Origin of the sequence: Desulfacinum hydrothermale DSM 13146, from assembly GCF_900176285.1 — a bacterium.
GTDB classification, from domain to species: Bacteria; Desulfobacterota; Syntrophobacteria; order Syntrophobacterales; family DSM-9756; genus Desulfacinum; species Desulfacinum hydrothermale.
Window position 1 is genome coordinate 1 of sequence record NZ_FWXF01000008.1, and the last position, 22,366, is coordinate 22,366.

General features: G+C 59.6%; 21 protein-coding genes, 2 tRNA genes and 2 pseudogenes. 9 read left to right on the plus strand and 16 right to left on the minus strand.

Annotation, left to right across the window (positions count from 1 at the left end; translation table 11 throughout):
• Window positions 1-196, minus strand: a pseudogene (locus B9A12_RS17320) (IS1380 family transposase); the annotation flags it as partial.
• 862 nt (window positions 197-1,058) lie between these two features.
• Between B9A12_RS17320 and B9A12_RS16675 the strand changes: the two are divergent.
• The 4 genes from B9A12_RS16675 (at window position 1,059) to B9A12_RS08390 (ending at window position 5,088) form a co-directional block, all read left to right on the plus strand.
• The gene (locus B9A12_RS16675; RefSeq protein ID WP_139796554.1) at window positions 1,059-1,619 is read left to right on the plus strand and encodes a hypothetical protein; all 561 of its coding nucleotides are present in this window, start codon (window positions 1,059-1,061) and stop codon (window positions 1,617-1,619) included.
• 29 nt (window positions 1,620-1,648) lie between these two features.
• Complete coding sequence (locus B9A12_RS16680) at window positions 1,649-2,047, plus strand: hypothetical protein (RefSeq protein WP_139796555.1); 399 nt, start codon at window positions 1,649-1,651, stop codon at window positions 2,045-2,047.
• 540 nt (window positions 2,048-2,587) lie between these two features.
• On the plus strand, window positions 2,588-4,198 hold the full coding sequence (locus B9A12_RS08380) for a sigma-54-dependent Fis family transcriptional regulator (protein ID WP_084057445.1): 1,611 nt from the start codon (window positions 2,588-2,590) through the stop codon (window positions 4,196-4,198).
• Between the two features lie 566 nt (window positions 4,199-4,764).
• On the plus strand, window positions 4,765-5,088 hold the full coding sequence (locus tag B9A12_RS08390; protein ID WP_139796556.1) for a hypothetical protein: 324 nt from the start codon (window positions 4,765-4,767) through the stop codon (window positions 5,086-5,088).
• A gap of 78 nt (window positions 5,089-5,166) precedes the next feature.
• Here B9A12_RS08390 and B9A12_RS08395 read toward each other — a convergent pair.
• From B9A12_RS08395 to B9A12_RS08410, 5 genes and pseudogenes are all read right to left on the minus strand, one after another.
• Window positions 5,167-5,697 (minus strand): annotated as a pseudogene (locus B9A12_RS08395) (isocitrate/isopropylmalate family dehydrogenase); the annotation flags it as partial.
• Entirely contained in the window at window positions 5,679-5,801 is a 123-nt protein-coding gene (locus B9A12_RS17795; protein ID WP_281247909.1) for a hypothetical protein, read from the minus strand. The pseudogene B9A12_RS08395 and the gene B9A12_RS17795, both read right to left, overlap by 19 nt.
• On the minus strand, window positions 5,798-7,072 hold the full coding sequence (locus tag B9A12_RS08400; protein ID WP_084057448.1) for a 3-isopropylmalate dehydratase large subunit: 1,275 nt from the start codon (window positions 7,070-7,072) through the stop codon (window positions 5,798-5,800). Before B9A12_RS08400 ends, B9A12_RS17795 begins: the two co-directional genes overlap by 4 nt.
• Window positions 7,073-7,162: 90 nt before the next feature.
• Window positions 7,163-7,618, minus strand: a complete 456-nt coding sequence (locus tag B9A12_RS08405) for a tripartite tricarboxylate transporter TctB family protein (protein ID WP_084057449.1) — start codon at window positions 7,616-7,618, stop codon at window positions 7,163-7,165.
• Window positions 7,611-8,426, minus strand: coding sequence for a tripartite tricarboxylate transporter permease (locus B9A12_RS08410; protein ID WP_084057582.1), 816 nt, complete (start codon window positions 8,424-8,426; stop codon window positions 7,611-7,613). The genes B9A12_RS08405 and B9A12_RS08410 overlap by 8 nt, the downstream gene beginning before the upstream one ends.
• On the opposite strand from B9A12_RS08410, the gene B9A12_RS16685 reads away from it, so the two are divergent.
• A complete protein-coding gene (locus B9A12_RS16685) occupies window positions 8,398-9,222 on the plus strand; it encodes a sigma-54 interaction domain-containing protein (RefSeq protein WP_170920458.1) in 825 nt (274 codons plus the stop codon). The genes B9A12_RS08410 and B9A12_RS16685 overlap by 29 nt on opposite strands.
• Before the next feature lie 394 nt (window positions 9,223-9,616).
• On the opposite strand, the gene porB is transcribed toward B9A12_RS16685, so the two are convergent.
• From porB to tadA, 10 genes are all read right to left on the minus strand, one after another.
• Window positions 9,617-10,594 (minus strand): pyruvate synthase subunit PorB, encoded by a 978-nt coding sequence (gene porB / locus B9A12_RS08430; protein WP_084057451.1) that lies wholly within the window; start codon window positions 10,592-10,594, stop codon window positions 9,617-9,619.
• The gene (porA, locus tag B9A12_RS08435; protein ID WP_084057452.1) at window positions 10,595-11,770 is read right to left on the minus strand and encodes a pyruvate ferredoxin oxidoreductase; all 1,176 of its coding nucleotides are present in this window, start codon (window positions 11,768-11,770) and stop codon (window positions 10,595-10,597) included.
• Window position 11,771: 1 nt separating this feature from the next.
• Window positions 11,772-12,065 carry a 4Fe-4S binding protein gene (locus B9A12_RS08440; protein WP_084057453.1) on the minus strand — a complete coding sequence of 98 codons (294 nt, stop codon included), beginning with the start codon at window positions 12,063-12,065 and terminating at the stop codon, window positions 11,772-11,774.
• Between the two features lie 2 nt (window positions 12,066-12,067).
• The gene (locus B9A12_RS08445; protein WP_084057454.1) at window positions 12,068-12,616 is read right to left on the minus strand and encodes a pyruvate ferredoxin oxidoreductase subunit gamma; all 549 of its coding nucleotides are present in this window, start codon (window positions 12,614-12,616) and stop codon (window positions 12,068-12,070) included.
• Window positions 12,617-12,788: 172 nt separating this feature from the next.
• Window positions 12,789-13,397: a recombination mediator RecR gene (recR, locus tag B9A12_RS08450; protein WP_084057455.1), complete on the minus strand. Its 609-nt coding sequence runs from the start codon at window positions 13,395-13,397 to the stop codon at window positions 12,789-12,791.
• Between the two features lie 12 nt (window positions 13,398-13,409).
• Window positions 13,410-13,736, minus strand: coding sequence for a YbaB/EbfC family nucleoid-associated protein (locus tag B9A12_RS08455; RefSeq protein ID WP_084057456.1), 327 nt, complete (start codon window positions 13,734-13,736; stop codon window positions 13,410-13,412).
• Window positions 13,737-13,792: 56 nt separating this feature from the next.
• The gene (dnaX, locus tag B9A12_RS08460) at window positions 13,793-15,607 is read right to left on the minus strand and encodes a DNA polymerase III subunit gamma/tau (RefSeq protein WP_084057457.1); all 1,815 of its coding nucleotides are present in this window, start codon (window positions 15,605-15,607) and stop codon (window positions 13,793-13,795) included.
• Between the two features lie 120 nt (window positions 15,608-15,727).
• Window positions 15,728-15,821: transfer RNA gene (locus B9A12_RS08465), tRNA-Ser, on the minus strand.
• Between the two features lie 31 nt (window positions 15,822-15,852).
• Window positions 15,853-15,948, minus strand: a tRNA-Ser gene (locus B9A12_RS08470).
• Window positions 15,925-16,416 carry a tRNA adenosine(34) deaminase TadA gene (gene tadA / locus B9A12_RS08475; protein WP_212636877.1) on the minus strand — a complete coding sequence of 164 codons (492 nt, stop codon included), beginning with the start codon at window positions 16,414-16,416 and terminating at the stop codon, window positions 15,925-15,927. The genes B9A12_RS08470 and tadA overlap by 24 nt, the downstream gene beginning before the upstream one ends.
• Window positions 16,417-16,868: 452 nt before the next feature.
• On the opposite strand from tadA, the gene B9A12_RS08480 reads away from it, so the two are divergent.
• The 4 genes from B9A12_RS08480 to B9A12_RS08495 all read left to right on the plus strand — a co-directional run bounded on the left by B9A12_RS08480 (window position 16,869) and on the right by B9A12_RS08495 (window position 22,142).
• Complete coding sequence (locus B9A12_RS08480) at window positions 16,869-17,087, plus strand: hypothetical protein (RefSeq protein ID WP_084057458.1); 219 nt, start codon at window positions 16,869-16,871, stop codon at window positions 17,085-17,087.
• Between the two features lie 169 nt (window positions 17,088-17,256).
• Window positions 17,257-18,966 (plus strand): penicillin-insensitive murein endopeptidase, encoded by a 1,710-nt coding sequence (locus tag B9A12_RS08485; protein WP_170920459.1) that lies wholly within the window; start codon window positions 17,257-17,259, stop codon window positions 18,964-18,966.
• Window positions 18,967-19,118: 152 nt separating this feature from the next.
• Entirely contained in the window at window positions 19,119-21,191 is a 2,073-nt protein-coding gene (gene fusA / locus B9A12_RS08490) for an elongation factor G (RefSeq protein ID WP_084057460.1), read from the plus strand.
• Window positions 21,192-21,407: 216 nt separating this feature from the next.
• Window positions 21,408-22,142: a hypothetical protein gene (locus tag B9A12_RS08495; RefSeq protein WP_084057461.1), complete on the plus strand. Its 735-nt coding sequence runs from the start codon at window positions 21,408-21,410 to the stop codon at window positions 22,140-22,142.
• Window positions 22,143-22,366: the final 224 nt, after the last annotated feature.

Genomic DNA, 22,366 nt, shown 5'->3' on the forward strand with positions numbered 1-22,366 from the left:
CACTCTTACCCAGGCACAGAAGCCCCAAGTAGGTCTTGACCACATCTGCGTGCGAGATCATTGGTCGCCCTGGAACTTGCTTTTCCAACTGCTCGCACAGGCTCGTGTACCCGTTGATCAGATTCCCCACAAGGGCCAAGCCAGCGTGTCCGCTGTAGAAGGCCTTCGAAGATTGTTCGATCTCAATTTTCTTCATGAGTGCACCTGCCGGGTGAAAATGTGACAGGAGGTCCTATAGCATAAATGAGATGTAAATTCAATGGGATATCCGCCACAAGATAGTCTTATGCATAGGTGCAATTTCACGGATTAAGGAAACCGTCCAGGATGAGCGTTGTCAGAGACAATACAACCTGTTTCGGCCGATTGTGGACCAGGTGGTTGACGAAGGGTTGAGATGCCGTCGCACAAGCGGTTGGCCCACGCGTCCACCCGCCCCCGCTCAATGAACCCGCCGTAGCGAGCGCCTTACCCCATTCTTGATCCAACCTGATCAAAAAAACGAGACAAGCACGGGCTTGACCCACTTCCCCATACCTGTTACACAAAAAGCGTTAGAATACGCTTTCTTACCTCCCAGCACTTATCTCCGCGCAGGCAAAGCGGAGCAGAATCGCGCTCCTCGCTGTTTTGTGTGAAAGCGTCAGAAAAAGCAAAAGTCGCTTCTTCATGTTGAGGCCAGGACGGCGGCCTCCTTCCGGACGAACGCTAGCATGGCGGAGGCGCTGTCAAGACCAAGCCCTTCGGATGCCATCGCGGTCTTGACAACACCTCATTTCCCAGGCTCGCAGGCACCTGGGCCCGACGGCGAGAGGATGTCTCCTCCCGCCTCTGGCTCAAGGATATTAAGCGGTTTCGGCCCCTCAAGCTCGGCTATCACATCTTTCATGGCAACCAGATCGACCTGGCCATTCATTTGAAATAGTCGAAAGGCCAGATTAAAACCTATAAGGGAGGTGATATAATCACAGAAAGTATCACAAATAATTACGATAGGTTGAGATTGCCTTTTTCTGGTGCCCCACGAACCAATTATCCAACAAATAGGAGGATCCAAAATGACACGCAAGATATTAAAAACAGGCCTCTTATTGACACTGGTTATTTTTGTGGTCTTTCCTTTGGGGTCAGTCTTTGCTCAGCAGAAAATTAAACCTATTCAGAAGCCATCTCAGAATAAAGCATTCCCATTAAAGCTAAAAGCCGACCTTGAAATTTTCGGAATAGGGAACAAAACCTGGGAAGGCAGTGAATGTAGTGCGTGCAGCAATATCCTTACAAGGGTAGGCGCCTTGTATTTACATGATTTAACAGTAGGTATTATGTGTCACTCTTCCAATCGTGTCAAAAAAACCGGGGGGACCGTTCGAGTAACTTATTATGACCTAATTCAAGGCAAAAATATTACCATTAGCAAAAGGTTCAGCAATCTTTCTTGCCAGACGCAACCTAGAGACACCCTTGTTACGCTAGTCAATCACCCAATACTTATTAAATTAAGCACAGGAATCCGAGCCATCGTATCACCCAGTGCACCTATCGAAGATTCCAATCCAGTCAATAACAGAATGACCACAAACGACCCAAACAAGATGTGCATCAACAATATAGTGTATTAGCAAACATTTAACAGAAAGGAGCTTTGGAGATGAAGTATTTCATAACACTAATCGCATTAACAATACTCATGATAGACGCAACCATGGTGAAGGCGGGCCCACTTCAGGAAACGATCACCTGTCCCTCGGAAGTAAGAGGAAGGCTGGACACTGTCAAAGATTTCACTCCTCCTTCGGGATGGGAGAAAGGCGATCTTAATTACGGCGGATATATAATCGTAATGCCAGTTGTACGCCACTGGATTGCAAACAACAAAATGGTATGTGGTTATGGTGTTCGAGATGCTAATCACCCGCAGACCCAATATCCCATATTGCGGATCACCAAGACAATAGGCCATGGATGGCATTGCAGCAAGGCACCTAACTTTTCGTTCCAGTGCAATGCATTCAAACCCCAACCCCCAAAAATTCCAAGAAAAAAATAGAAGAGATTGCAACACCTGGAAGCCATTGTCAAAACATCGGATGGGGGAGCACCGAGGATGGGGCCCGATATGGCTCCTCGGAGGCGGCTTCCCCAGGACCTTGCGGCACAGGCACCGGCGTAAGCGCATTCGGACTGCTTCCCGGTGCATGCGCCGCTTGAGCTTGGGAGAGCGGGGAGAGCAACCGGCTCTCCCCCACGCGACGAACCGTCGCCTTCATCGGTTATCCCCCGGCAAGCCCCCCGCACAGCTTGCTTCCATTTCACCGGGCGTGGCACAGGCTCCGGCCACGGTCTTCCTTTGTCAAATCGGCCCGGGGAAGCATCATATCCCAGGTTGCCCTGAAATCGACTTTGACAGTCGGCCCCATTTCAGGCTATGTTTTCAAATATAAGGGAGGAAAGACGGTTGTGCTCCCACTTCATAGGACCTGATTCTCCGCGATCCTGTTTCGGCAAGGACCCGAATGAGCGGAGGAATTGAGCGCGCCATCTCATCCATTCTCCGTTGTGTTGCCTCAAGGCCCCAAGGGGAAGGTGTATGGTTGCCGAGAGTCCCCCCTCCAAGAACGGAGTTGCCGGAACGGCCGGAGCCATTAAGGCTTTGCTGAATCTCAGCCTCCGCGTCTATGGATCCAGTGATCTGGATTCACTCATGTCGCACATCCTTTCCGAGCTTTCCAGGCTCATGGATGTGGAGGGTATCTCCATTCTGCTTCCCGACCATCCCCGTGAGACCCTTGGGATCGTCTGGGCAAAGTACCCGGAAAATGTTTCGCCCCGCATCATGAAGGAAATACGCGTCCCCTTGGAGGGGAGCATCGCAGGGGCCGCCTTCAAGACTGGAAAGCCCCTGTTGGTTCCCGATGTGCTTCAAGACGGGCGCCACTTTCCGGGAGTGGATCAGGCCATCGGCTTCGTGACCCGATCCCTTCTGGCCATTGCCATGGTGCTCGAAGATGGTGCCGTGGGCGTTCTGGAATGCGTGAACAAGCGCCATGGCCAATTCCAGGCGGCGGACGTGGAATTGGGAAAATCCTTGGCCGCCATTTTGGCCTTGGCCATCCAAAGGGCCTCGCTCATCGAGAGCCTGGAAAAGACCAATGTGGATCTCCAGGCACTGCTGGATTTGCACACCGGACAGGTGGATCGCGTACGGGACGAGAGGGACCGCCTGCTCGGCGAGGCGGAAAGCCACCGCGCGTTTGAACCGATCGTCGGCTCCAGCCCTGCCGTTCTGAGCCTCTTGCAGCGTGCTCAGCACGCCTTGCACTCCGACATCACGGTCCTCATCCAGGGAGAGACCGGAACGGGCAAGGAACTGCTGGCCCAATGCCTATATCAAGGGGGACCGAGAAGGACTGGGCCGTTTATGGTGGAAAATTGCGCCACCATTGCCCCGGGACTCTTTGCGTCCGAGCTGTTCGGGCACGTCAAGGGCGCTTTTTCGGGCGCCATCAATGATCACAAGGGACTCATCGAGCGAGCCCATGGCGGGACGCTCTTTCTGGATGAGATCGGCGATCTGCCCGTTGAAATTCAAACGGGCTTGTTGAGAGCCCTGGAGGACGGCTATGTGCGCCCGGTGGGGTCCAAAGAAAAGGTTCGCTCGGATTTTCGGTTGATCTGCGCAACACATAAGGATCTTGAGAAAGAAATGGAAGCGGGCCGTTTCAGGTCCGATCTCTACTACCGCATCAGTGTTTTTGTCATCCACATGCCGCCGCTTCGAGAGCGCAAGGAAGATATCCCTCGTCTCGTGTCCGTTTTTCTCAAGGAATTCGGCCAAACATACGGAAAGACCATACCGGGATTGGACCCGCCCGTGCTTCAGTGCCTCCTGGATTACCCCTTTCCTGGAAATGTCCGAGAACTTCGAAACGAAATCGAATCCGCTGTGGCCGTGGCGGAAGACGGTCGGCCCATTTGTCTGCACCACCTGAGCCCCAGGCTGAGGTCCAAGCAATGCTTTTCGGACCCGACCCATCCACAGCCTTTGAAGGCTCAAGTGGAGACACTGGAAAAGACCCTCATTGCCCAGGCGCTGAAATTCTGCGGAGGCAACCAGACGAAAGCAGCCAAGATGTTGGGACTCAGTCGTTACGGCCTTGCCAAAAAGATCAAGCGCTATGGGCTGGGCGGGTCTTTCTAGGAGGCTGTCCGAAAACGGCCTTTCGCCCTTTTGTGGCTTTCTCACCAGTTGAAATTTCACCGGTCCCGTGGTGCTTTTTGAATGCTCAGACAGCCCAGTAGGGGCGGGTTCGGAACCCGCCCCTACTGCGGCATGGCCAGGCCGAGAGCAAAAGCCCCCTTGAAAGTGCCAACCTTCCGTCCACACAAGAAGGGAGCAACCGCGGCGTTCTCAGACCGCCTGGAAGCGGTCCGTGGGCTGGCCCTTTGGGGGATAGTCGGTGCCAACCGCCCACCAAGTTGTCGGCTGCCAACCTGGTTGTCATGGCGCCGAAAAGACGCCGCTCACGGTCTCCAACCTTTCCGGAAGCCCGAGTTTGCCCTGGACGCACGCCTTCTTCCAACGCCCCTGGGCGCACGCATCGACAACTTCGTTGACCATGGCCTCCTGGAGCACCGGTCTTAAGACAGGGGCCAACAGGATATATGTTGCGATGTCCATGTGTTACAGATTCGGCATGAATCTTGTTCTTCATGGTGGCAGGCAAAAAGGATGCATCTTTCCTCACCCGTATCAAGGAGGCCGCCATGAAAAGGACAACGCTTGTGATCCTGCTGGCCGTTGGCATGATGCTTTTACCCATGTCCCTGGCTTTCGGGGGCTCGGCACAGGACGCCTACTACCGCGAGTGTGTGGATAAACGCATCGCAAACTGCAATCGAAAGGCGAACCTGGCCCATAGTGTGGGCTGCCATCTGCGGGAATGCGCACGAAAGGCCCAGGAGGAAGCGGCCTATTTGAAGGCCAACAGGGAGCGGCTGATTCGTGAAATGAAGGCGGACAATGTGGAGACCGTGGAATACAAGGTGAATTATCGCCTGATTCGAGCCTTCGTCGCGAGTCGGCAATGATTTTTCAGGAGGGGATTTTTCCTCGGACAGCCGCCGCCCGTTTCAAATGGCGGAGCCCATGGCGGCGGCCGTCACTTTTCATCCTTCGATCCGGGCGATGACCCGATCGGTGAATTCCACGGTTTTCGCCGTGCCGCCCAGATCCGGCGTCAGGATCCCGTCCGCCGTGACGGTTTCGATGGCCTGCATCAGGGCTTCGGCCGCCTTGGTTTCACCTAGAAAGTCAAGCATCATCTGCACGCACCACAGGGTGGCGATGGGATTGGCGATGCCCTTTCCGGCGATGTCCGGCGCCGAGCCGTGGACCGGCTCGAACATGGACGGGAAGCGGCGCTCCGGGTTCAGGTTGGCCGAGGGCGCAATCCCGATACCCCCCGCCACGGCGGGCCCCAGGTCGAAAAGGATATCTCCCAGCAGATTGCTCCCCACCACCACGTCGAACCAGTCCGGATGGAGCACGAAGTGGGCCGTCAAGATATCGATGTGGTACTGGTCCGCCCGCACGTCCGGATACTGCTCGGCCATGGCTTTGAACCGCTCATCCCAGAAGGGCATGGTGTGGACAATGCCGTTGGATTTGGTGGCCGAGGTCACGTGCCGGTCCGGGCGATATCCTCGGCCGCCACCAGCTCCAGGTACTGACCCGGGTAGATCTGATCCGTGTCCAGGTTGTTCCCGTACACATGGGCTCTGCCCTCAATGATTCTTTTCATGACGCTTTCCGCTCCAGTTCGGCAAGTATTTGGGAAGGGTCGGTAACCTCACCGTTCAGGGCCGCGGCCGCCACCGCCGCCGGTGACCCCAGATAGACGGCCGATTGGGTATGGCCCATACGGCCCGGAAAATTTCGGTTGGTGGAAGCGATGCACGTCTCCCCGGCGGCGAGAATCCCTTCATGGGTTCCCAGGCAGGCCGCGCAGCCGGGTGTTACGAACGTGGCCCCGGCTTCCACCAGCGTCGCCACGTCCCCCCGCTCCAGCGCTTCCAGGAAGACGTCCCGGGAGGCGGGAACCACGACCAGCCTCGTATTCTTGTGGACCTTGCGTCCTTTCAGGATCCGAGCGGCCACCGCAATGTCTTCCGCCCGGCCGCCGGTGCAGCTGCCCAAGTACGCCTGATGGACCGGCGTTCCCACCAGCTCGGACAGCGGACGCACGTTGTCCACGCTGCTGGGCACCGCCAACTGGGGCGAAACGGCGGACACATCGAAGAAGAGCTCCTCGGCGTACTGGAAATCCGGGTCCGTGACCACGGGCTCCAATTTCCGCCTCACCTTGCCCTTGAGAAAGTCCAGCGTCACCTCGTCGGGCTGGATGTATGCGCACTTGGCGCCCATCTCGGTGGTCATGTTGCAAAGCGCCATGCGCTCGGAAACGGACAAGGCCTTCACCACCGGCCCCGTGAATTCCACCGCCTTGTAGATGGCATAATCGGCCCCCAGCTTGCCGATGATGTACAGGATCACATCCTTGGCATACACGCCCAGCGGCAATCGGCCGGTCAGGTGAATGCGGATGACCTCCGGCACCCGCAGCCACAGGTGCCCCGTGGCCATGATGACCGCCAGATCCGTTGCCCCCACTCCCGTGCCGAAGGCCCCAAAGGCACCGTGGGTGGTGGTGTGGGAGTCGGTGGCGATCAGCACCATGCCGGGATAGACGAGCCCGTGATCCACCATGACCTGGTGGCAGACGCCGGAATTCACATCGAAAAGAAGCTCAATCCCCTGCTCGCGGCAGAATTGGCGCATGAATTTCTGGTTTTCAGCCTGCTGGACAGTCGATGCCGGCGCGTAATGATCCAGAATGAACGCGATCCGCTCGGGAGAATGGACCCGCTTGCCTCCCATTTCCCGAAACGAAAGGATGGTTTGGGGATAGAGATCGTTCACTTCCGCCAGGTCCACCCGGCAGTTGATGATCTCGCCCGCCCGAACGGATTCTTTGCCGGCAGCTCGTGCAAGGATTTTTTCAATGGCGTGCATGGTCCTTCCTTTGGCGCAAAGTTATTCCCCTGCAAGCCCCGCCGACGGGGGCTTGCCCGAAAACGGTTCATCATTCAATGGTTACAAAACTTAGAAGAACATCCCCTCGGGCAACGGAATGTACAAAAACCTCGTAAAAATGACGTAAAAGAAGGTGACCTCCGCGATGACAATGGGCACCCAGACCAAGATCTTCTTGATCGTCACGGATGTGCGGGCCCGAGCCAGATAGATGACGATGAGGGACATAAAGAGGACCGTGCTCACAAAGAAGCCCAGGACCGGCATGACCATCACCCAGCAGAAGAAAAGCACGCCGGTCACGATCCATCTCAGGTTGGATCCCTCCTTGAAAACAGGGCTCCGTGAAGGCTTCACCAACCCCTTGATGATCAGAATGATCGACAGGAGGTCCATGATGGCGCCCGCCACTTCCGGAAAGATGATGCTCATCCACAAGACATCCTCCAGGCCGAAATAGAAGAGCCCCGTCAGAAGAAGGCCGATGAGGCCGCTGGCGATGTCCGTATTGATTTCCCTATTCATGCCGGTCCTCCGTAGGGGACGCCTTCCGGGCTTGGATCCGCTGCCTCAAGGCGAGAAGGTAGGGCCACGCAGCGGAAAGCACGGTCATGGCGATCAGGATCTGGGAAAGACCGCTTTCAAAGAGCTTCAGGAAAGGGTACTGGGAGGCCTGTCCACTGAAGATGGTCTGCACGTATCCCATTTCCGCAATGTTGCCGAGAATGAGCCCCAGCACGACCGGAGCCGGTGCCACCCCCAGTTGCTTGAGCAGATGGCCGAGGGTCCCGAGCACGAGCATGAGCACCACGTCCGTGTGACTGTTTCGAACCCCGTAGGTCCCCAGGATGGTGGCCAAAGCAATGGTGGGCACCAGGAAATAGTAGGGCGTTTTGAAGATCACCTTGTAGATGAGCCGGCCGCCCAAGAGCCCCACCGGCACCATGACCATGGCCGAAAGGGCCATGGAGAGGATGAACCCGTAGGTCAGCTGACCGCTCACCGTGAAGAGTTCAATGCCCGGGCGGAGTCCGTGGAGCATCAGGACACCGAGAATCACGGCGTCCGGTGGCGCGCCCGGGATGCCCAGGGTCAACAAAGGCACCATGCTCCCGGCTACGGTCACGTTGTTACTGGATTCCGTGGCCACCAGGCCTTCGGGAAGGCCTGTTCCGAACTTTTCCGGATGCTTGGAGGCGCGCTTGGCCTCGTTGTAGGCCACCAGGTTGGCGATATTGCCGCCCGCTCCGGGAATGATGGCCACGATTTCCCCGATGATACAGGACCGAATGAGGTTTCCCGGCATGGAAAAGACGGTCTTCGCCCAGGCCATCCATGCGGCCAGCAACCGCCGCGCGGGACCCTTTGTGGCCGTCAACTGCGGGGCCATTCCCGACACCCTGATCGAAAGCGAGTTGTTCGGTTATCAGCCCGGAGCCTTTTCAGGAGCACGTCGAGGAGGCAAAGACGGCCTTTTTGCTCAGGCGCACACCGGTAGCATCTTTCTGGACGAAATCAGTGAAACGTCCCCCCGGTTTCAGACCACGCTCCTTCGCGTCATTCAGGAGATGACCGTCCGCCCTCTGGGATCCGACAAGGTCATTCCCATCGACGTGCGCATTATCGCCGCCACCAACCGCAGGCTCAAACGGGAAGTGGAACGGGGAGACTTCCGAAAAGACCTCTACTTCCGGCTCAATATCCTGAGGTTGAACATCCCGCCTCTGCGGTACCGCAAGGAAGACATTGCCGACCTGGTGCGGCATTTCATCAACCTCAACACGACCCGGCTCGGAAAGGACATTTCCATTTCCAAGCAGGCCATGCAAATGCTCCAAGACTACCATTGGCCTGGAAACATCAGAGAACTCCAAAATGTCATGGAAAGGCTTTGTGTCACCTGCGACATGAAAATCGATGAAAACCTGATAGCCGGCATTCTGGACGAATGCCGCCTGGAAGATCAGGAAACCTCGGAGCGAATGGAGTCCATCCGCAAGAACCACATTCTGGAAGTGCTTCGCCAATGCGGCAACAATAAGAAAAAAGCGGCCGAAAAGCTCGGCATCAGCCGAACGACCCTCTGGCGGGAACTAAAGCGCCTCCGTTCTTCCCAGGAGTTTGAATGAGGGCGGGCAAAAAGACCTGCACGGCGGGGGAAAGGGCCCGGCTGCGCTTTTCCATCGCCAGGTTCCAAAGAAAGCGGGGCGCTCGGATGACTCCGAACGCCCCCTTGAAGGGCAGCCTAAAGATTTGGTGCCGGAGGGCCATTGGGCCTTTCGCCCTATTGTGGCTTTCTGAGCCGTTGCAATTTCACCGGCCCCGTGGTGCTTTTTGAATCCTCAGAAAGCCTTGGTGGGCGGGTTCGGAACCCGCCTCTATCGGCTGAAACGCCAGGCCGTCAGCGCGGCCCCGGCTGGTCGCCCCAAGCTTCCGTCCGCACAGCAAGAGGGTCCGCACGGCCGGCGCCCGCGCGGACCTCGGTTTGCACCCATGGCCGTGACGGTGAGCTGTCGGGACGATTTAGGAAGATTCCTCGCCTTCGGCCGGCTCGGCACCCAGCGAGCACATGGCCAGCAGCTGTTCGTACTCTTCGTCCACCCGCTTTTGGATCGCCTCGATCTCTTTTTCCGTCAGGTGTCGGAACCGGCGCTGCAGCTTCAAATACTCGCTCACGGGCTTGGGCTTGGTCACCTTCCGCGACAGGATCCACTTGCCGTCGATCACCTCATAGAGCGGAAAGACCTTGGTGAGCACGGCCATGCGGGCCACCTCGATGGCCAGATCCGTTCCGTGGCGCCACCCGGTGGGGCAGGGCGAGTAGATGTGGATATAGGCCGGGCCGGGCACTGCGGCGGCCTTTTTCACCTTGTTCATGAGATCCAGGGCGTAGGCCGGTGACGCCGTAGCCACGTAGGGAATGCCGTGGGCCGCGGCGATATGGGCCACGTTCTTCTTCCACGTGCGCTGTCCGATGCTCTTCTTGCCCGGAGGCGACGTGGTGGTCATGGCGCCGTAGGGCGTGGAGGACGAACGCTGGATGCCCGTGTTCATGTAGGCTTCGTTGTCCAGGCAGACATAGAGGAAGTTGTGGCCCCGTTCCAAGGCACCGCTCAGGGACTGCAACCCGATATCGGCCGTGCCGCCGTCTCCGCCGTAGGCCAAGAAGACCACGTCGGGCTGGTTGATTTTGCCCTTGCGGTTCAACGCCCTGTAGGCCGATTCCACCCCGCTGATGACCGCCGCGGCGTTTTCGAACGCCACGTGAATCCAGGGCACCCGCCAGGCCGTTTGCGGAAAAGGTGATGAGATGATCTCCATGCAGCCCGTGGCGCTGGCCACAACCACATTTTCTCCCAACGCCTTCATCACCTGGCGCAGCGCCAGGACCTCACCGCAGCCCTGGCACGCCCGATGCCCCGGAGAAAGGGGTTCCCGTTCCGGCAGCTTCTTGGGATGAAAGCCTTTGAAATCCTTGAGTGCTTCCGCTGCAATGCCCATTTATTCCCTCGCATTCACGATTTCGTATCCCATGGGAAGGCCCTTGGCCAGGCCGTCGCCCACCTTGGCCACCATCGTCTCGAAGTCTTCCACCGTCACGTCCCGGCCGCCCAAGCCCGCCAGGAAGTTTTGCACGTACGGAGAAAGACCCCGGTCGAACAGGGTGGATTTCACTTCCACACACACCGGCCCACACCCGCCGCTCAAGGACAGGGCCCGATCCACAACGGCCAGGGCTTTGGCCCCCTTGACGGCGTCCACCAGTTCCTCGGCCGGGAAGGGCCGCCAGAGCCTGAGATGGGCCAGGCCCACCTTTTGACCGTCGGCACGCATCTTGTCCACGGCCGTCATGGCCGTCTCCGAGATGCTTCCCATGGTGAGCAGAAGGGTCTCGGCATCCTCGGCCTTGTAGGTTTCCACCGGCTTGTAGGAGCGGCCGAACTGCTTTTCAAATTCCTGCCAGGCCTCCACGATGACGGCCTTGGATTCCTTCACGGCCTCGTCCTGGGCCTTCTTGGCTTCCGTATAGACCTCGGGCATGCCCACGGGCCCGAAGGTCATGGGGTTTTGGGGATCGAGACGCAACTTGGGCTTGTAGGGCGGAAGGTAACGATCCACCTCTTCCTTGTCCGGCAGGATGATGGGCTCGATCATGTGGCTTAAGGTAAAGCCGTCCAGGTTGACCATCACAGGCAGAAGCACCCGGTGGTCTTCCGCCACCCGGAAGGCATGGAGGATCAGGTCCACCACCTCCTGGCCGTTTTCGGCCACCGTCTGGATCCAGCCGGTGTCCCGGGCCATCATCATGTCCGCATGATCGTTCCAGATGTTGATGGGAGCACTCAGCGCCCGGTTGGCCACCGCCATGACGATGGGAAGGCGCATGCTGGAAGCGATGTAGCAGATTTCCGCCATGAGGGCATAACCCTGGGAAGACGTGGAGGTGAAGGTGCGGGCTCCCGCCGCCGCCGACCCCACGCAGGTGCTCATGGCGCTGTGTTCCGATTCCACGGGGATGAATTCCGCGTCCAGATGTCCGTCGGCCACCAGCTCAGAAAGGTGCTCCACTATATGCGTCTGCGGCGTGATGGGATACGCCGCGATCACGTCCACATCGCACAGTCCGACCACCTCGGCCGCCGCGATGGAGACTTCCATACCCACTCGCTTGCCCATCTTAGTCTCCCTCCTCTACCATCTGGATGGCGTCCTTGGGACATTCCCGGGCGCAGATCCCGCAGCCTTTGCAGTAGTAGTAGTCGGCCTCGTAATATCCCTCTTCGTTCTTGGAATAGACCATGTCCGGGCAAAAGATGTAACACTGGCCGCACTTGTTGCAGAGCTCAAAGTTGGTCACCGGCCTCATGGAGCGCCAGTCTCCGGTCTTGAGCTGAGCGGCGCTGCCGGGCTCCGTCAAGGTGCATCCGAGCTCCAGCTCCTTCCAGCTGACAATCCCTGTTTCCTTGGCCACCGCTATCCCTCCACAACCGTTTCTTCATAAGCCCGCATGCAGGCCTGCAGGTTCTTTTCCGCAATGGGACCGAACCGCTTCTGGACGGGTCCCCGAAGCGCGTCCACGGAGATGACCCCCGTCGCCTTGATGAGGGCTCCCAGCATGGTGGTGTTGGTAATGGGCACCCGCAAGGTCTCGATGGCAATGGTGCTGGCGTCCACCACGGCCAGCCGCCGGGTGAGCCCGGCATTCTTTCTCAGCTCGTCCACACTCATCTTGGTATTGACCACGAGAATGCCGTCGTCCGGAACCCCGGCCTGCACGTCCACGATCTCAAGCAGTGTGGGATCCAGCACCACCACCATGTTGGGGCTGTAGACCTTCTCCCGGGTCCGGATCTGCTGGTCACTGACGCGCACAAACGCCATGACCGGAGCCCCTCGACGTTCCGGGCCGAAACTTGGAAACGCCTGGGCGTACTTGCCCTCCTCGATGGCGGCCAAGGCCGTGAGCTCCGCAGAGGTCACACCGCCCTGTCCACCTCGACCGTGAAAACGAATCTCAACCATGGGTGAACTCCATCTTTCTACTGTTTACAGGCAGGACCGCATTGAACGGCAGGTTCCTATCGGTGCGGGGCGTATGCGACGCCTTTGTCTTTCCATCCGCCCCGGGTGCACGGCCCAGTGAGTTGGTCGATATATAACGAGGCTCGCACAGGGGGTCAAGGCAATTCGGGCTTTAGTGCACTTGCTGGCGGCCTCGGAGGGCTCGTTCCAAGGTGACCTTGTCGATATATTTGAGATCGCCGCCCATGGGGATGCCGTAGGCGATGCGGGTCACGCGGACCGGCCGCTGTTCCAGAAGCTTCATGAGGTAGCTGGCGGTGGCTTCCCCTTCGCTGGTGGGATTGGTGGCCAAGATCACCTCCCGGACCTCTTCCCGCTCCAGCCGTTCCAGCAGCTCCCGGATGCGGATGTCGTCGGGGCCCACACCGTCCAAGGGCGCCAGGGCGCCTTGGAGCACGTGATAGAGGCCTCGAAAGGCTCCGGATTCCTCCAGAGCCAGAAGATCCGCGGTGGTTTCCACGACGCAGATCTCCCCGGTCCGACGGGCCGGATCGGCACAGATAGCGCACAGATCCCCATCGGTGAAATGAAAACACCGGGGACACGTGTGGATTTCCCGCTTGAGGCGCAGGATCGCCTGCGCCAGGGCCTCGGCGTCGGCGGCCGGAGCCCGCAACAGGTGCATGGCGATCCGGGAGGCGCTCTTTTCGCCCAGACCCGGCAGCTTACTCAAGTGTTTGATCAGTTCCCGCAGGGTGGGTGGGTGGGCTTTGGTCACCATGGCCGCCCCCGATCAGAAAAGGCCGGGTAGGTTCAGGCCGGGAAGGTTGAGCCCTCCGGCCAGTTTACCCATCTCTTGGGCCACCATTTCCTGAGCCCGCTTGAGGGCGTCGTTGACGGCGGCCTGCACCAGATCTTCCAACATCTCCACATCTTCGGGGTCCACCACCTGGGGATCGATGGTGATCTTGACCAACTCCTGGCGCCCGTTGGCCACCGCCGTCACCATGCCGCCGCCGGCGGACGACTCCACCGTGCGCTGGGCCAGCTCTTCTTGCATCTGCGCCAGCTTCTTCTGAAGGCTTTTCACCTGTTGCATGGGGTTGAATCCTTTGGGCATGAGAGCCTCCTTTTGCTTGAAGATTGCTTCGGCCGGGACCGACCCGACCGCAAGACTCAGCGGTCTTTCTTCTTGGATTTCAGGGAGCGCACCTCCACCAGCTCGCCCCCCAGCACTTCGATGGCCTGTTGGACCGCCGGATGATTGAGGGCCAACCGCGTGGGACTGGTCTTCCTCGATCCAGCTTGCGAAGGCTTAGGGATGGCCGCCTTCGTTGCGGAAAACCTTATCGGAAAGGCGGCCTTTTTCCCACGAAAATAATGGGTCAGGTGTTGGCGCAGGGTCCGTTCGCTGTCCCCATTTTGAACGCTGGTTTCAAAGACCTCCAAAACCTGTACGGCCAGAACCCCCTGCGGCTCCTCCACCGCCCGGCTCTTTGAGAGCTTGGCCCCCAGGATCTGGTCGCGGGCGGCCACCCATTGACAAAAATCCGACCAATGGCGCACCACGTCCGCCGGCTCCAGCGACCCCGAATCGGGGTCAACGGATTCCTCTTGGCCCGCAGCGTCCCCCCTTGAAACGGTGCGCCCCGCCCCTTCCGGCTCGTCTTCCCGGACTCCTGCAAACGCCTCTTGGGAAACCTTGTTCCGCCGTTCTTCGCGAGCGGCCGGGCCCTGGCAGCGCTCTTCGCAGGGAGGCTTGGGAGCCCCAGAAAGCCCCTCCTTCGGCGGCTCTTTTCTTCCCACACGAAACCGGGGCGGGCTGTCCTCCACTAGGGGCGCTGCGCTCCCCGAGACCAGGCCTTCCAGCCTTTCCAGCACCGCGTCGATGGATTCCAGGCACGGCAAAGTGGCCAAGCGAAGGAGCAGCATCTCCAGGGCCACCCGCGGGAGACTGGCCCGGCGGATGTCCTCTTCGCCCGCCACCAGCATCTGAAAGTAGGAAAAGAGGGCCTCGCCCGAGGTTCGGGACACCAACGCCTCCAGGCCTTGGAGTTCCTCCTGGGGAAGATCCAGCCAGGAACCGCCCCGGGCCCGCCCAAAGCTGAGCACCATGAGATCCCGAAAATACTCGCATAGCCGCTGACAGAACCTTCTCAGATCGATGCCCCGCCCATGGAGACGATCCACCAAGTCCAGACACCGGGTCACATCCCGATCCAAGACGGCCTGGGCCGCCTCCCGAACGGTCTCCCGATCCACCACGCCCAGCAGATCCAGGACTTCCCGATCCTCCAGATCCTCGCCCCGAAAGGCCAGAAGCTGCTCCATGAGGCTCTGGGCATCGCGCATGCTGCCGTCGGCCTCGCGAGCCACGGCAAACAGGACCGATTGGGAAAAATCGGCCCCTTCCTCCTGGGCAATCCGGGCAAGATGGGCCAGGATCTGCCGGGTGGGAATGCGCCGAAAATCGTAGCGCTGACAACGGCTTAAGATGGTCCCGGGGATCTTGTGCGGCTCGGTGGTGGCGAAGATGAAAAGGACGTGCTCCGGCGGCTCCTCCAAGGTCTTCAAAAGGGCATTGAAGGCCTCGGTCGTGAGCATGTGCACTTCATCGATGATGTAAATCTTGTAGGAGCTCTTGGCAGGCCGGTAGCGAACCGTATCCCTCAGTTCCCGGATGCTGTCGATGCCCCGGTTGGACGCCCCGTCGATCTCCAACACGTCCACGGCGTTTCCCTGGGAGATTTCGCGACAGTTGGAACACTCATTACATGGAACGGGCGAGATTCCCTTTTGGCAGTTGAGCGCCTTGGCCAGGATGCGGGCCACGGAGGTCTTGCCCACGCCCCGGGCCCCGGTGAACAGATAGGCATGGGCAATGCGCCCTGTCTTGATGGCGTTTTGCAGGGTTCGGGTCACATGGGGCTGCCCGACCACATGATCAAAGACTTGGGGGCGCCATTTGCGGGCCAGGACCAGGTAGGACATGGCTTCGATGAGGTTCCATGGGTTCGGCGTGTTTACGGGCCGACGAACGACGGCCGCGTCCCCACACGGAAAAGCTCCCGGAAACCATCGGTTCGGGAGCTCACCGGCGAGTTTCGAATATGGCGGAGAGAGAGGGATTCGAACCCTCGGTACGCCTTGTGGGCGTACACACGATTTCCAGTCGTGCCCCTTCGGCCAGCTCGGGCATCTCTCCGCAATCGAAAGAAAATCCTCTGGGGCCCTCATGGCGGAGAGGGTGGGATTCGAACCCACGTGCCCTGCTCTTCACAGGACAAGTCGATTTCGAGTCGACCCCGTTACGACCACTTCGGTACCTCTCCGCAGGCTCCACTTTTCAAAGATCGCCGTTCACGAAAAAAACGCACCAGCATCCGGGCGCACTCTTCGTCCCGGACCCCGTGAACAGCTTGGATACTATGCGGGAAAGCCCCGAGGTTTGTCAAGTCCACAACGCCGCCCATGGCCCCCGCCTTGGGATCTCGCGCACCGAAGACCACCATCTCCACCCGCGCCTGCATCGCGGCCCCCAGGCACATGGCACAGGGCTCCAGCGTCACATACAGGATGGTGCCGGGAAGACGGTAGTTTCTCAGCAGGCCGGCGGCCCGCCTGAGCGCCAGGATCTCCGCATGGGCCGTGGGGTCCCGGGACGAGACCGGTTGGTTGTGAGCCCGGGCCAGCACGATGCCCGATTGGCTCACCAGAACGGCCCCCACCGGCACTTCCCCTTTTGCGAAGGCCAGGCGCGCTTCTTCCAAGGCCAGCCCCATGAAGTAGGGGTGGTCCATCTCAGAGCCACCCCTTGCCCCCGTGGTCATCCCGTCTCCCTTGCCAAGCCGCCTGCGCCTCCTTACCTTCCGGTCAAAGATGGGGCCCGCGCCGAGTCGCTGCTTTCGACTTGTGTATTCCCACAAATCGGCAAAGCCGGTCCGGATGCCTTCCGCGCCGCCCCTTTCCTGTAGGAGGCTGTCTGACAATGAACTCTTGGCCTTTCTGACAAATGCAATTCAAGTGTGCCTTGTGACGCTTTTTGAGCTTTGTAGGGGAGGGTCCGGAACCCACCCCTACGGCTGAAACGCCAGGCCGGAAGCACGGCCCCGGCGGTTGCCCCAAGATTCTGCCCGTACAACATAGAAGCAGCCTGGGCGTAGGCTCCCATGGGCCCTTGGAACCGCTTCCATGCGGTTCTGGAAGGTAACAAGGAAGCCCAAATCTCTTCAACCTTTACTGGGAGGTTCCCATGGAAGACGAATCCCAACGGACCCACCGGGTGGGCCGATTCCAAGAACGGGCGGGTTTTCCCCTGGTCTACCAGCCCGTGTGTTCCGCCGAAACCACCTTCCGCAAGCACCCCTGCCCCGACTGCCACTTTTGCCAGCAGTGTTCGGAATCCCGGTGCCGCTGCTGCCGATCCGGGCAGCAGAGGGGACCCTCCGCCCAATTCCCAGTAAAAAAATAGACTTGACACGATCGAGGTTTTTTCCTAGCTAAAGAAAGATTTCACCCGTATGGACACGGGCGTGCTGGGGTGCCAGGATGCGCCGCGGCCGCCAAGCCACGCCGTTACCAAAGAATCGTTGGCAAGCCCCGAACGAGGGAGAACGCCCCTGACCGATTGCAAGGATAAGATGGGTCGCCCTGCGACGCTTCCAGCCGCGGGAAGGCGCCGGTGGGTCGGCAGCGCCGCTGTGGCGCTGTGCGCCCTTTTTGTGTGCCTCGCGGCCGCGCCAGAGGGGTGGGCCCTGACCCGATCCATCGGTAAGCCCTTTCGCGGTCGACTGGAGGGTGGCATCCGCTTTCCCGCAGACCTGGGGGGATACCGGTTGCGTGGTCCCGAAAGGTCCTACGCCACCCCGGAACTCATCGGCGGAGTACTGGACGCCATCGAAAAGGTCCGCACCGCCTATCCCCACACGGTGGATGTGCAGATCGGAGACATCTCCCGGCGCCGGGGCGGATGGTTCCGGGGCCATCGATCCCACCAGAACGGGCGGGACATCGACATCGGCATGTACGCCAAGGGCAACCGCCTCCTCCCACATTTCGTCCCCATGAACAGACACAACCTGGACGTGGCCAAGACGTGGACACTGGTGGACGGACTGCTCCAAACCGGCCGAGTGAAGTACATCTTCATGGATCGGAGCATCCAGCGGCTCCTGTACCGCTACGCGCTGGACCATGGCTGGGACAAGACGTACCTGGACAGGCTTTTCTATAACGTGGGCAAGGCACACCGAGAGGCCATCATCCGGCATGCGCGCCGCCACCGCGACCACCTGCATGTGCGCTTCTATGCCCCTTGGTCCACTTTAGCGGGGAAACTCCGGCGCTTGGATCCCCACAGGGCCGCCCTGATCGAGCTGGCCCAGAACGCCTTTCTGCCCAAGACCGTCCATTATTACGTGCACGGGACCGAGCCCGACCTGAGGACCCTGGCCCGCAGCTTCGGGGTGCGCCTGGACGACCTGCTCCGCTGGAACAACCTGACCGAGGCGAGCCCGCTGAGTCCAGGGATGCAGCTGGTTTACTACCGAAGGGGCTTTGAGCTGGAGCCGGTCCACGTGGCCAGCAGCCTGCAACCCCGAACCCTTCTGAGCGGCAAGCCATTGCAGCTGGCTTCCGTCCAGCACAGGGATCTGGTGGAACACCTGCCCACGTCCAAATCCGAAAAGACGCCCGAGATCTATCGGGTCCGCCGGGGCGATTCCCTGTGGGCCATCGCAAGGCGCCACAACCTGAGCCTTCAGAAGCTCTGCCAGATGAACAACCTGGACAGCCGAAAGCCCTTGAGGCAGGGAACGCGGCTGATCGTGGGCTACCGAATCGGCTCGAGCAAAGCACCCGCCACGGTCCACACCGTGACCCCGGGCGAAAGCCTGTGGGCCATCGCCAAAAAATACGGTGTCCCGCTCAAAACTCTGTGCCGCGCCAACGGCCTCGACACCCGGGCCACCCTCCGCCCGGGCCAGAAGCTGGCCATCCCCTCCGCTCCCAAAGGAGAGCAAAGGGGGCCCAAGATCTATCGGGTCCGCCGGGGAGACTCCCTGTGGGCCATCGCAAAGCGCCACAACCTGAGCATCCACAAGCTCTGCCGCATGAACAACCTGGACAGCCGAAAGCCTTTGAAGCTGGGCATGCGGCTGATCGTGGGCTACCGAATCGGCTCGAGCAAGGCACCCGCCACGGTCCACACCGTGACCCCGGGCGAAAGCCTGTGGGCCATCGCCAAAAAATACGGTGTCCCGCTCAAAACTCTGTGCCGCGCCAACGGCCTCGACACCCGGGCCACCCTCCGCCCGGGCCAGAAGCTGGCCATCCCCTCCCATCGCCTCTGATACAAGAAAATCCTTTTCGGCTCTTTTTTTTCTTTCCTTTTGCGCATACTTTTGATAGGAGCACCCGTTCCCGACGGGCACACCTGTTGTTGCCCGTTTTTGTTTTGCAGAGCAACGAGCCAAGATTTTCTCGTTTTTTGGAGATGAAACCCATGATCAAGGATCTCACCAAGCTTAGAAACATTGGCATCAGCGCGCACATCGATTCAGGCAAGACGACCCTCACCGAGCGGATTCTCTTCTACACCCGACGCATCCATGCCATCCACGAAGTCCGGGGCAAGGATGGCGTGGGGGCCAAGATGGACTCCATGGAACTGGAGAAGGAACGGGGCATCACCATCCAGTCCGCGGCCACCTACTGTGAGTGGAAGGATCATTTCATCAACATCATCGACACACCGGGGCACGTGGACTTCACCATCGAGGTGGAGCGGTCGCTGCGCGTGCTGGACGGAGCGATCCTGGTGCTGTGCGCCGTGGGGGGGGTCCAGAGCCAGTCGGTCACGGTGGACCGGCAGATGAAGCGCTACAACGTGCCCAGGATCGCCTTCATCAACAAGTGCGATCGCACGGGTGCCGATCCCTTCAAGGTGGTGGAGCAACTGCGCACCAAATTGGGCCACACCCCTGTTATGGTTCAAATCCCCCTGGGGCTGGAAAACGAGCACAACGGCGTGGTGGATCTGGTGCGCATGAAGGCGCTCTCCTTCGAGGGGCCCAGCGGCGAAGAGGTGGTGGAACGGGACATTCCCGAAGATCTGATGCCGCTGGCGGAAGAAAAACGGGAAGAACTGCTGGACACCGTGTCGCTCTTTTCCGACGAACTGACAGAAGCGATCCTGGAAGAGCAGGTCACGGAAGAGCTCATTCACGATGCCATCCGCCGGGGTACCTTGTCTCTGGAGCTTACGCCGGTTTTTCTGGGCTCCGCCTACAAGAACAAAGGGATCCAGCCGCTCCTGGACGCCGTGCTGCGCTATCTGCCCAACCCGCCGGATATTCCCAACGTGGCTTTGGACCTGGGCGACGAGGAAAAGGAGGTACCCCTCCAGGCCTCCCCGGATCTGCCCCTGGTGATGCTGGCCTTCAAGCTGGAAGTGACGCGCTACGGACAGCTCACCTATGTGCGCATCTATCAAGGCTCCCTTCACAAGGGATCCACCATCGTGAATTCGCGCACCGGCAAGGCGGTCAAGGTGGGCCGCCTGGCCCGCATGCACGCCGATGAGATGGAAGACATCGAATCGGCGGGCGCCGGCGACATTGTGGCTCTATTCGGCATCGACTGCGCCTCCGGCGACACCTTCACCGACGGCACCCACAAGCTGAGCATGAGTTCCATTCATGTGCCGGAACCGGTCATCTCGCTGGCCGTCAAGCCCAAGGACAAGAAGGCGGAGATGAACCTGAGCAAGGCGCTGACGCGCTTCACCAAGGAAGATCCCACCTTCCGCACCTACCTGGACGAAGAGACGGGCGAAACCATTGTCTGCGGGATGGGCGAGCTGCACCTGGATGTGTATATCGAGCGTATGCGTCGCGAATACAAGGCGGAGGTGGAGACAGGCCAGCCCAAGGTGGCCTACCGGGAAACCATCACCCAGCGCGCCGACTTCGACTACACCCACAAGAAACAGAGCGGCGGAGCGGGCCAGTTCGGTCGCGTTGCCGGCTTCATCGAGCCCCTGGAAGAAGGGGAATACGAATTCGTCAACAAGATCACCGGCGGTGTCATCCCCCAGGAATTCATCCCCTCCTGCGACAAGGGCTTCCAAGCCTGTCTCAAGAAGGGCAGCCTGGCCAAGTGTCCCGTGGTGGGTGTGCGGGTGACCCTCAACGACGGTGCCACCCACCCGGTGGACTCCTCCGACCTGGCCTTCCAGCAGGCGGCCATCGGAGCGTTCCGGCAGGCTTACGCCAAGGCCCGTCCCGTCTTGATGGAACCGGTGATGCGCGTGGTGGTGGAAACCCCCACGGAATTCCAGGGTGCCGTATTGGGCACGCTGAATCAGCGGCGCGGCATCATCGTCAGTACCGCCGAAGACGGCAACTTCTCCGTTATCGAAGCGGAAGTGCCGCTGTCCGAGATGTTCGGCTATTCCACGGTGCTGCGATCCTCCACCCAGGGCAAGGCGGAATTCACCATGGAGTTCGCCCGCTACAACCCCGTACCCAAAAACATTGCGGAAGAGATCATCCGCCAGAGGCAGCAAGAGGCATAGGAAGTCACTTCCGTGCACCGTGACAGAAACCATGCAAATCGTGATGGAGGACACGAACGCCTCACGGCGCACCACCGACGCCTTACGGAGATGTGCATCCCAATCCTCCTGCGCATCCAAAACCCGTGCTCCGGCCCCCATGCCTCAGCACGCTGACTTTTGAAGGCGCATGGTGTATGCTGAAAGCGGAATCGGCTCAAACAAGGAGTGTTGTTCATGACCGCACACAATGATCCACAGGGCTCCACAGCGAGGATGATCGAGGCCTGCCTGGGCCGCCCCCTGGAGCCTGGACAGATGGGTGTTTTGCTGGCAAGGGCCGGCGTCGGCAAGACGGCCGTGCTCACCCACATTGCCCTGGAAGCCCTTTCCCAGGGCAAGAAGGTTCTGCACGCCTGCATCGACGAACTGCCCGACAAGATCAAGGTCTGGTATGAGGAGATCTACCGGAACCTGGTGGATTCGGGAAGCAACCCGGCTCTTTTGCAAACGACCAAGGAAGGCATGATCTCCTCCAGGTTCATCATGTCCTACATGCACCACACCTTCACCCCGTCCAAGCTCCAGGAAGGCATGCGCAACCTGGCCGACCAGGTTCAATTCAGTCCGGATCTCATTGTGGTGGACGGATTGGACTTTGAGCGGGTCGGCCGCAAGCAGCTGCAGGCCATTCAGCAGATTGCCCAGGATTGCGGAGCGGCCGTATGGTTTTCGTGCCGCACGCACCGGCACATGGATGTGGTCAATGAGAAGGGGATTACCTACCCGTGCCACGAACTGGATGACTTGTTCCAGGCCATACTCTTTCTGGAGCCGGAGCCCCAGGCCATCTCCATCGTCGTGCTCAAAGACCATGACGGTTATCAGCCCGAGAAAGACCGGTTCCATCTGAATCCCCGCACCTTCCTGCTCGATGACAAGGAAAACGGGCGGGCCGGGGAGAATGCCTGAGGCGGCCGCCAGGGGCTCGTCTGAAAAGGGCCGGGTTGACGTCTTTCGAACTGGACTGGCATCCTGGTTCTGGTGGGAAGACACGTCATCCCGAGACCTCCCACAAACCCGACGCGGCTTGTGAGGGGTTGTGAAAGCGGGCGTCTGCTTCACCCGCAAGGACCGGTCTCCCGCGCTTGCTCTTGTGGCCGATTGGGGGGGCTCGACCCCCTGAGACCGGGCAT

Coding starts and splice junctions, on each gene's coding strand:
- B9A12_RS16675 (WP_139796554.1), top strand. CDS start 1,059: ATGACACGCAAGATATTAAAAACAGGCCTCTTATTGACACTGGTTATT.
- B9A12_RS16680 (WP_139796555.1), top strand. CDS start 1,649: ATGAAGTATTTCATAACACTAATCGCATTAACAATACTCATGATAGAC.
- B9A12_RS08380 (WP_084057445.1), top strand. CDS start 2,588: ATGGTTGCCGAGAGTCCCCCCTCCAAGAACGGAGTTGCCGGAACGGCC.
- B9A12_RS08390 (WP_139796556.1), top strand. CDS start 4,765: ATGAAAAGGACAACGCTTGTGATCCTGCTGGCCGTTGGCATGATGCTT.
- B9A12_RS17795 (WP_281247909.1), bottom strand. CDS start 5,801: ATGAAAAGAATCATTGAGGGCAGAGCCCATGTGTACGGGAACAACCTG.
- B9A12_RS08400 (WP_084057448.1), bottom strand. CDS start 7,072: ATGCACGCCATTGAAAAAATCCTTGCACGAGCTGCCGGCAAAGAATCC.
- B9A12_RS08405 (WP_084057449.1), bottom strand. CDS start 7,618: ATGAATAGGGAAATCAATACGGACATCGCCAGCGGCCTCATCGGCCTT.
- B9A12_RS16685 (WP_170920458.1), top strand. CDS start 8,398: ATGGAAAAGACGGTCTTCGCCCAGGCCATCCATGCGGCCAGCAACCGC.
- B9A12_RS08410 (WP_084057582.1), bottom strand. CDS start 8,426: ATGGCCTGGGCGAAGACCGTCTTTTCCATGCCGGGAAACCTCATTCGG.
- porB (WP_084057451.1), bottom strand. CDS start 10,594: ATGGGCATTGCAGCGGAAGCACTCAAGGATTTCAAAGGCTTTCATCCC.
- porA (WP_084057452.1), bottom strand. CDS start 11,770: ATGGGCAAGCGAGTGGGTATGGAAGTCTCCATCGCGGCGGCCGAGGTG.
- B9A12_RS08445 (WP_084057454.1), bottom strand. CDS start 12,616: ATGGTTGAGATTCGTTTTCACGGTCGAGGTGGACAGGGCGGTGTGACC.
- recR (WP_084057455.1), bottom strand. CDS start 13,397: ATGGTGACCAAAGCCCACCCACCCACCCTGCGGGAACTGATCAAACAC.
- B9A12_RS08455 (WP_084057456.1), bottom strand. CDS start 13,736: ATGCCCAAAGGATTCAACCCCATGCAACAGGTGAAAAGCCTTCAGAAG.
- dnaX (WP_084057457.1), bottom strand. CDS start 15,607: ATGTCCTACCTGGTCCTGGCCCGCAAATGGCGCCCCCAAGTCTTTGAT.
- tadA (WP_212636877.1), bottom strand. CDS start 16,416: ATGGACCACCCCTACTTCATGGGGCTGGCCTTGGAAGAAGCGCGCCTG.
- B9A12_RS08480 (WP_084057458.1), top strand. CDS start 16,869: ATGGAAGACGAATCCCAACGGACCCACCGGGTGGGCCGATTCCAAGAA.
- B9A12_RS08485 (WP_170920459.1), top strand. CDS start 17,257: ATGGGTCGCCCTGCGACGCTTCCAGCCGCGGGAAGGCGCCGGTGGGTC.
- fusA (WP_084057460.1), top strand. CDS start 19,119: ATGATCAAGGATCTCACCAAGCTTAGAAACATTGGCATCAGCGCGCAC.
- B9A12_RS08495 (WP_084057461.1), top strand. CDS start 21,408: ATGACCGCACACAATGATCCACAGGGCTCCACAGCGAGGATGATCGAG.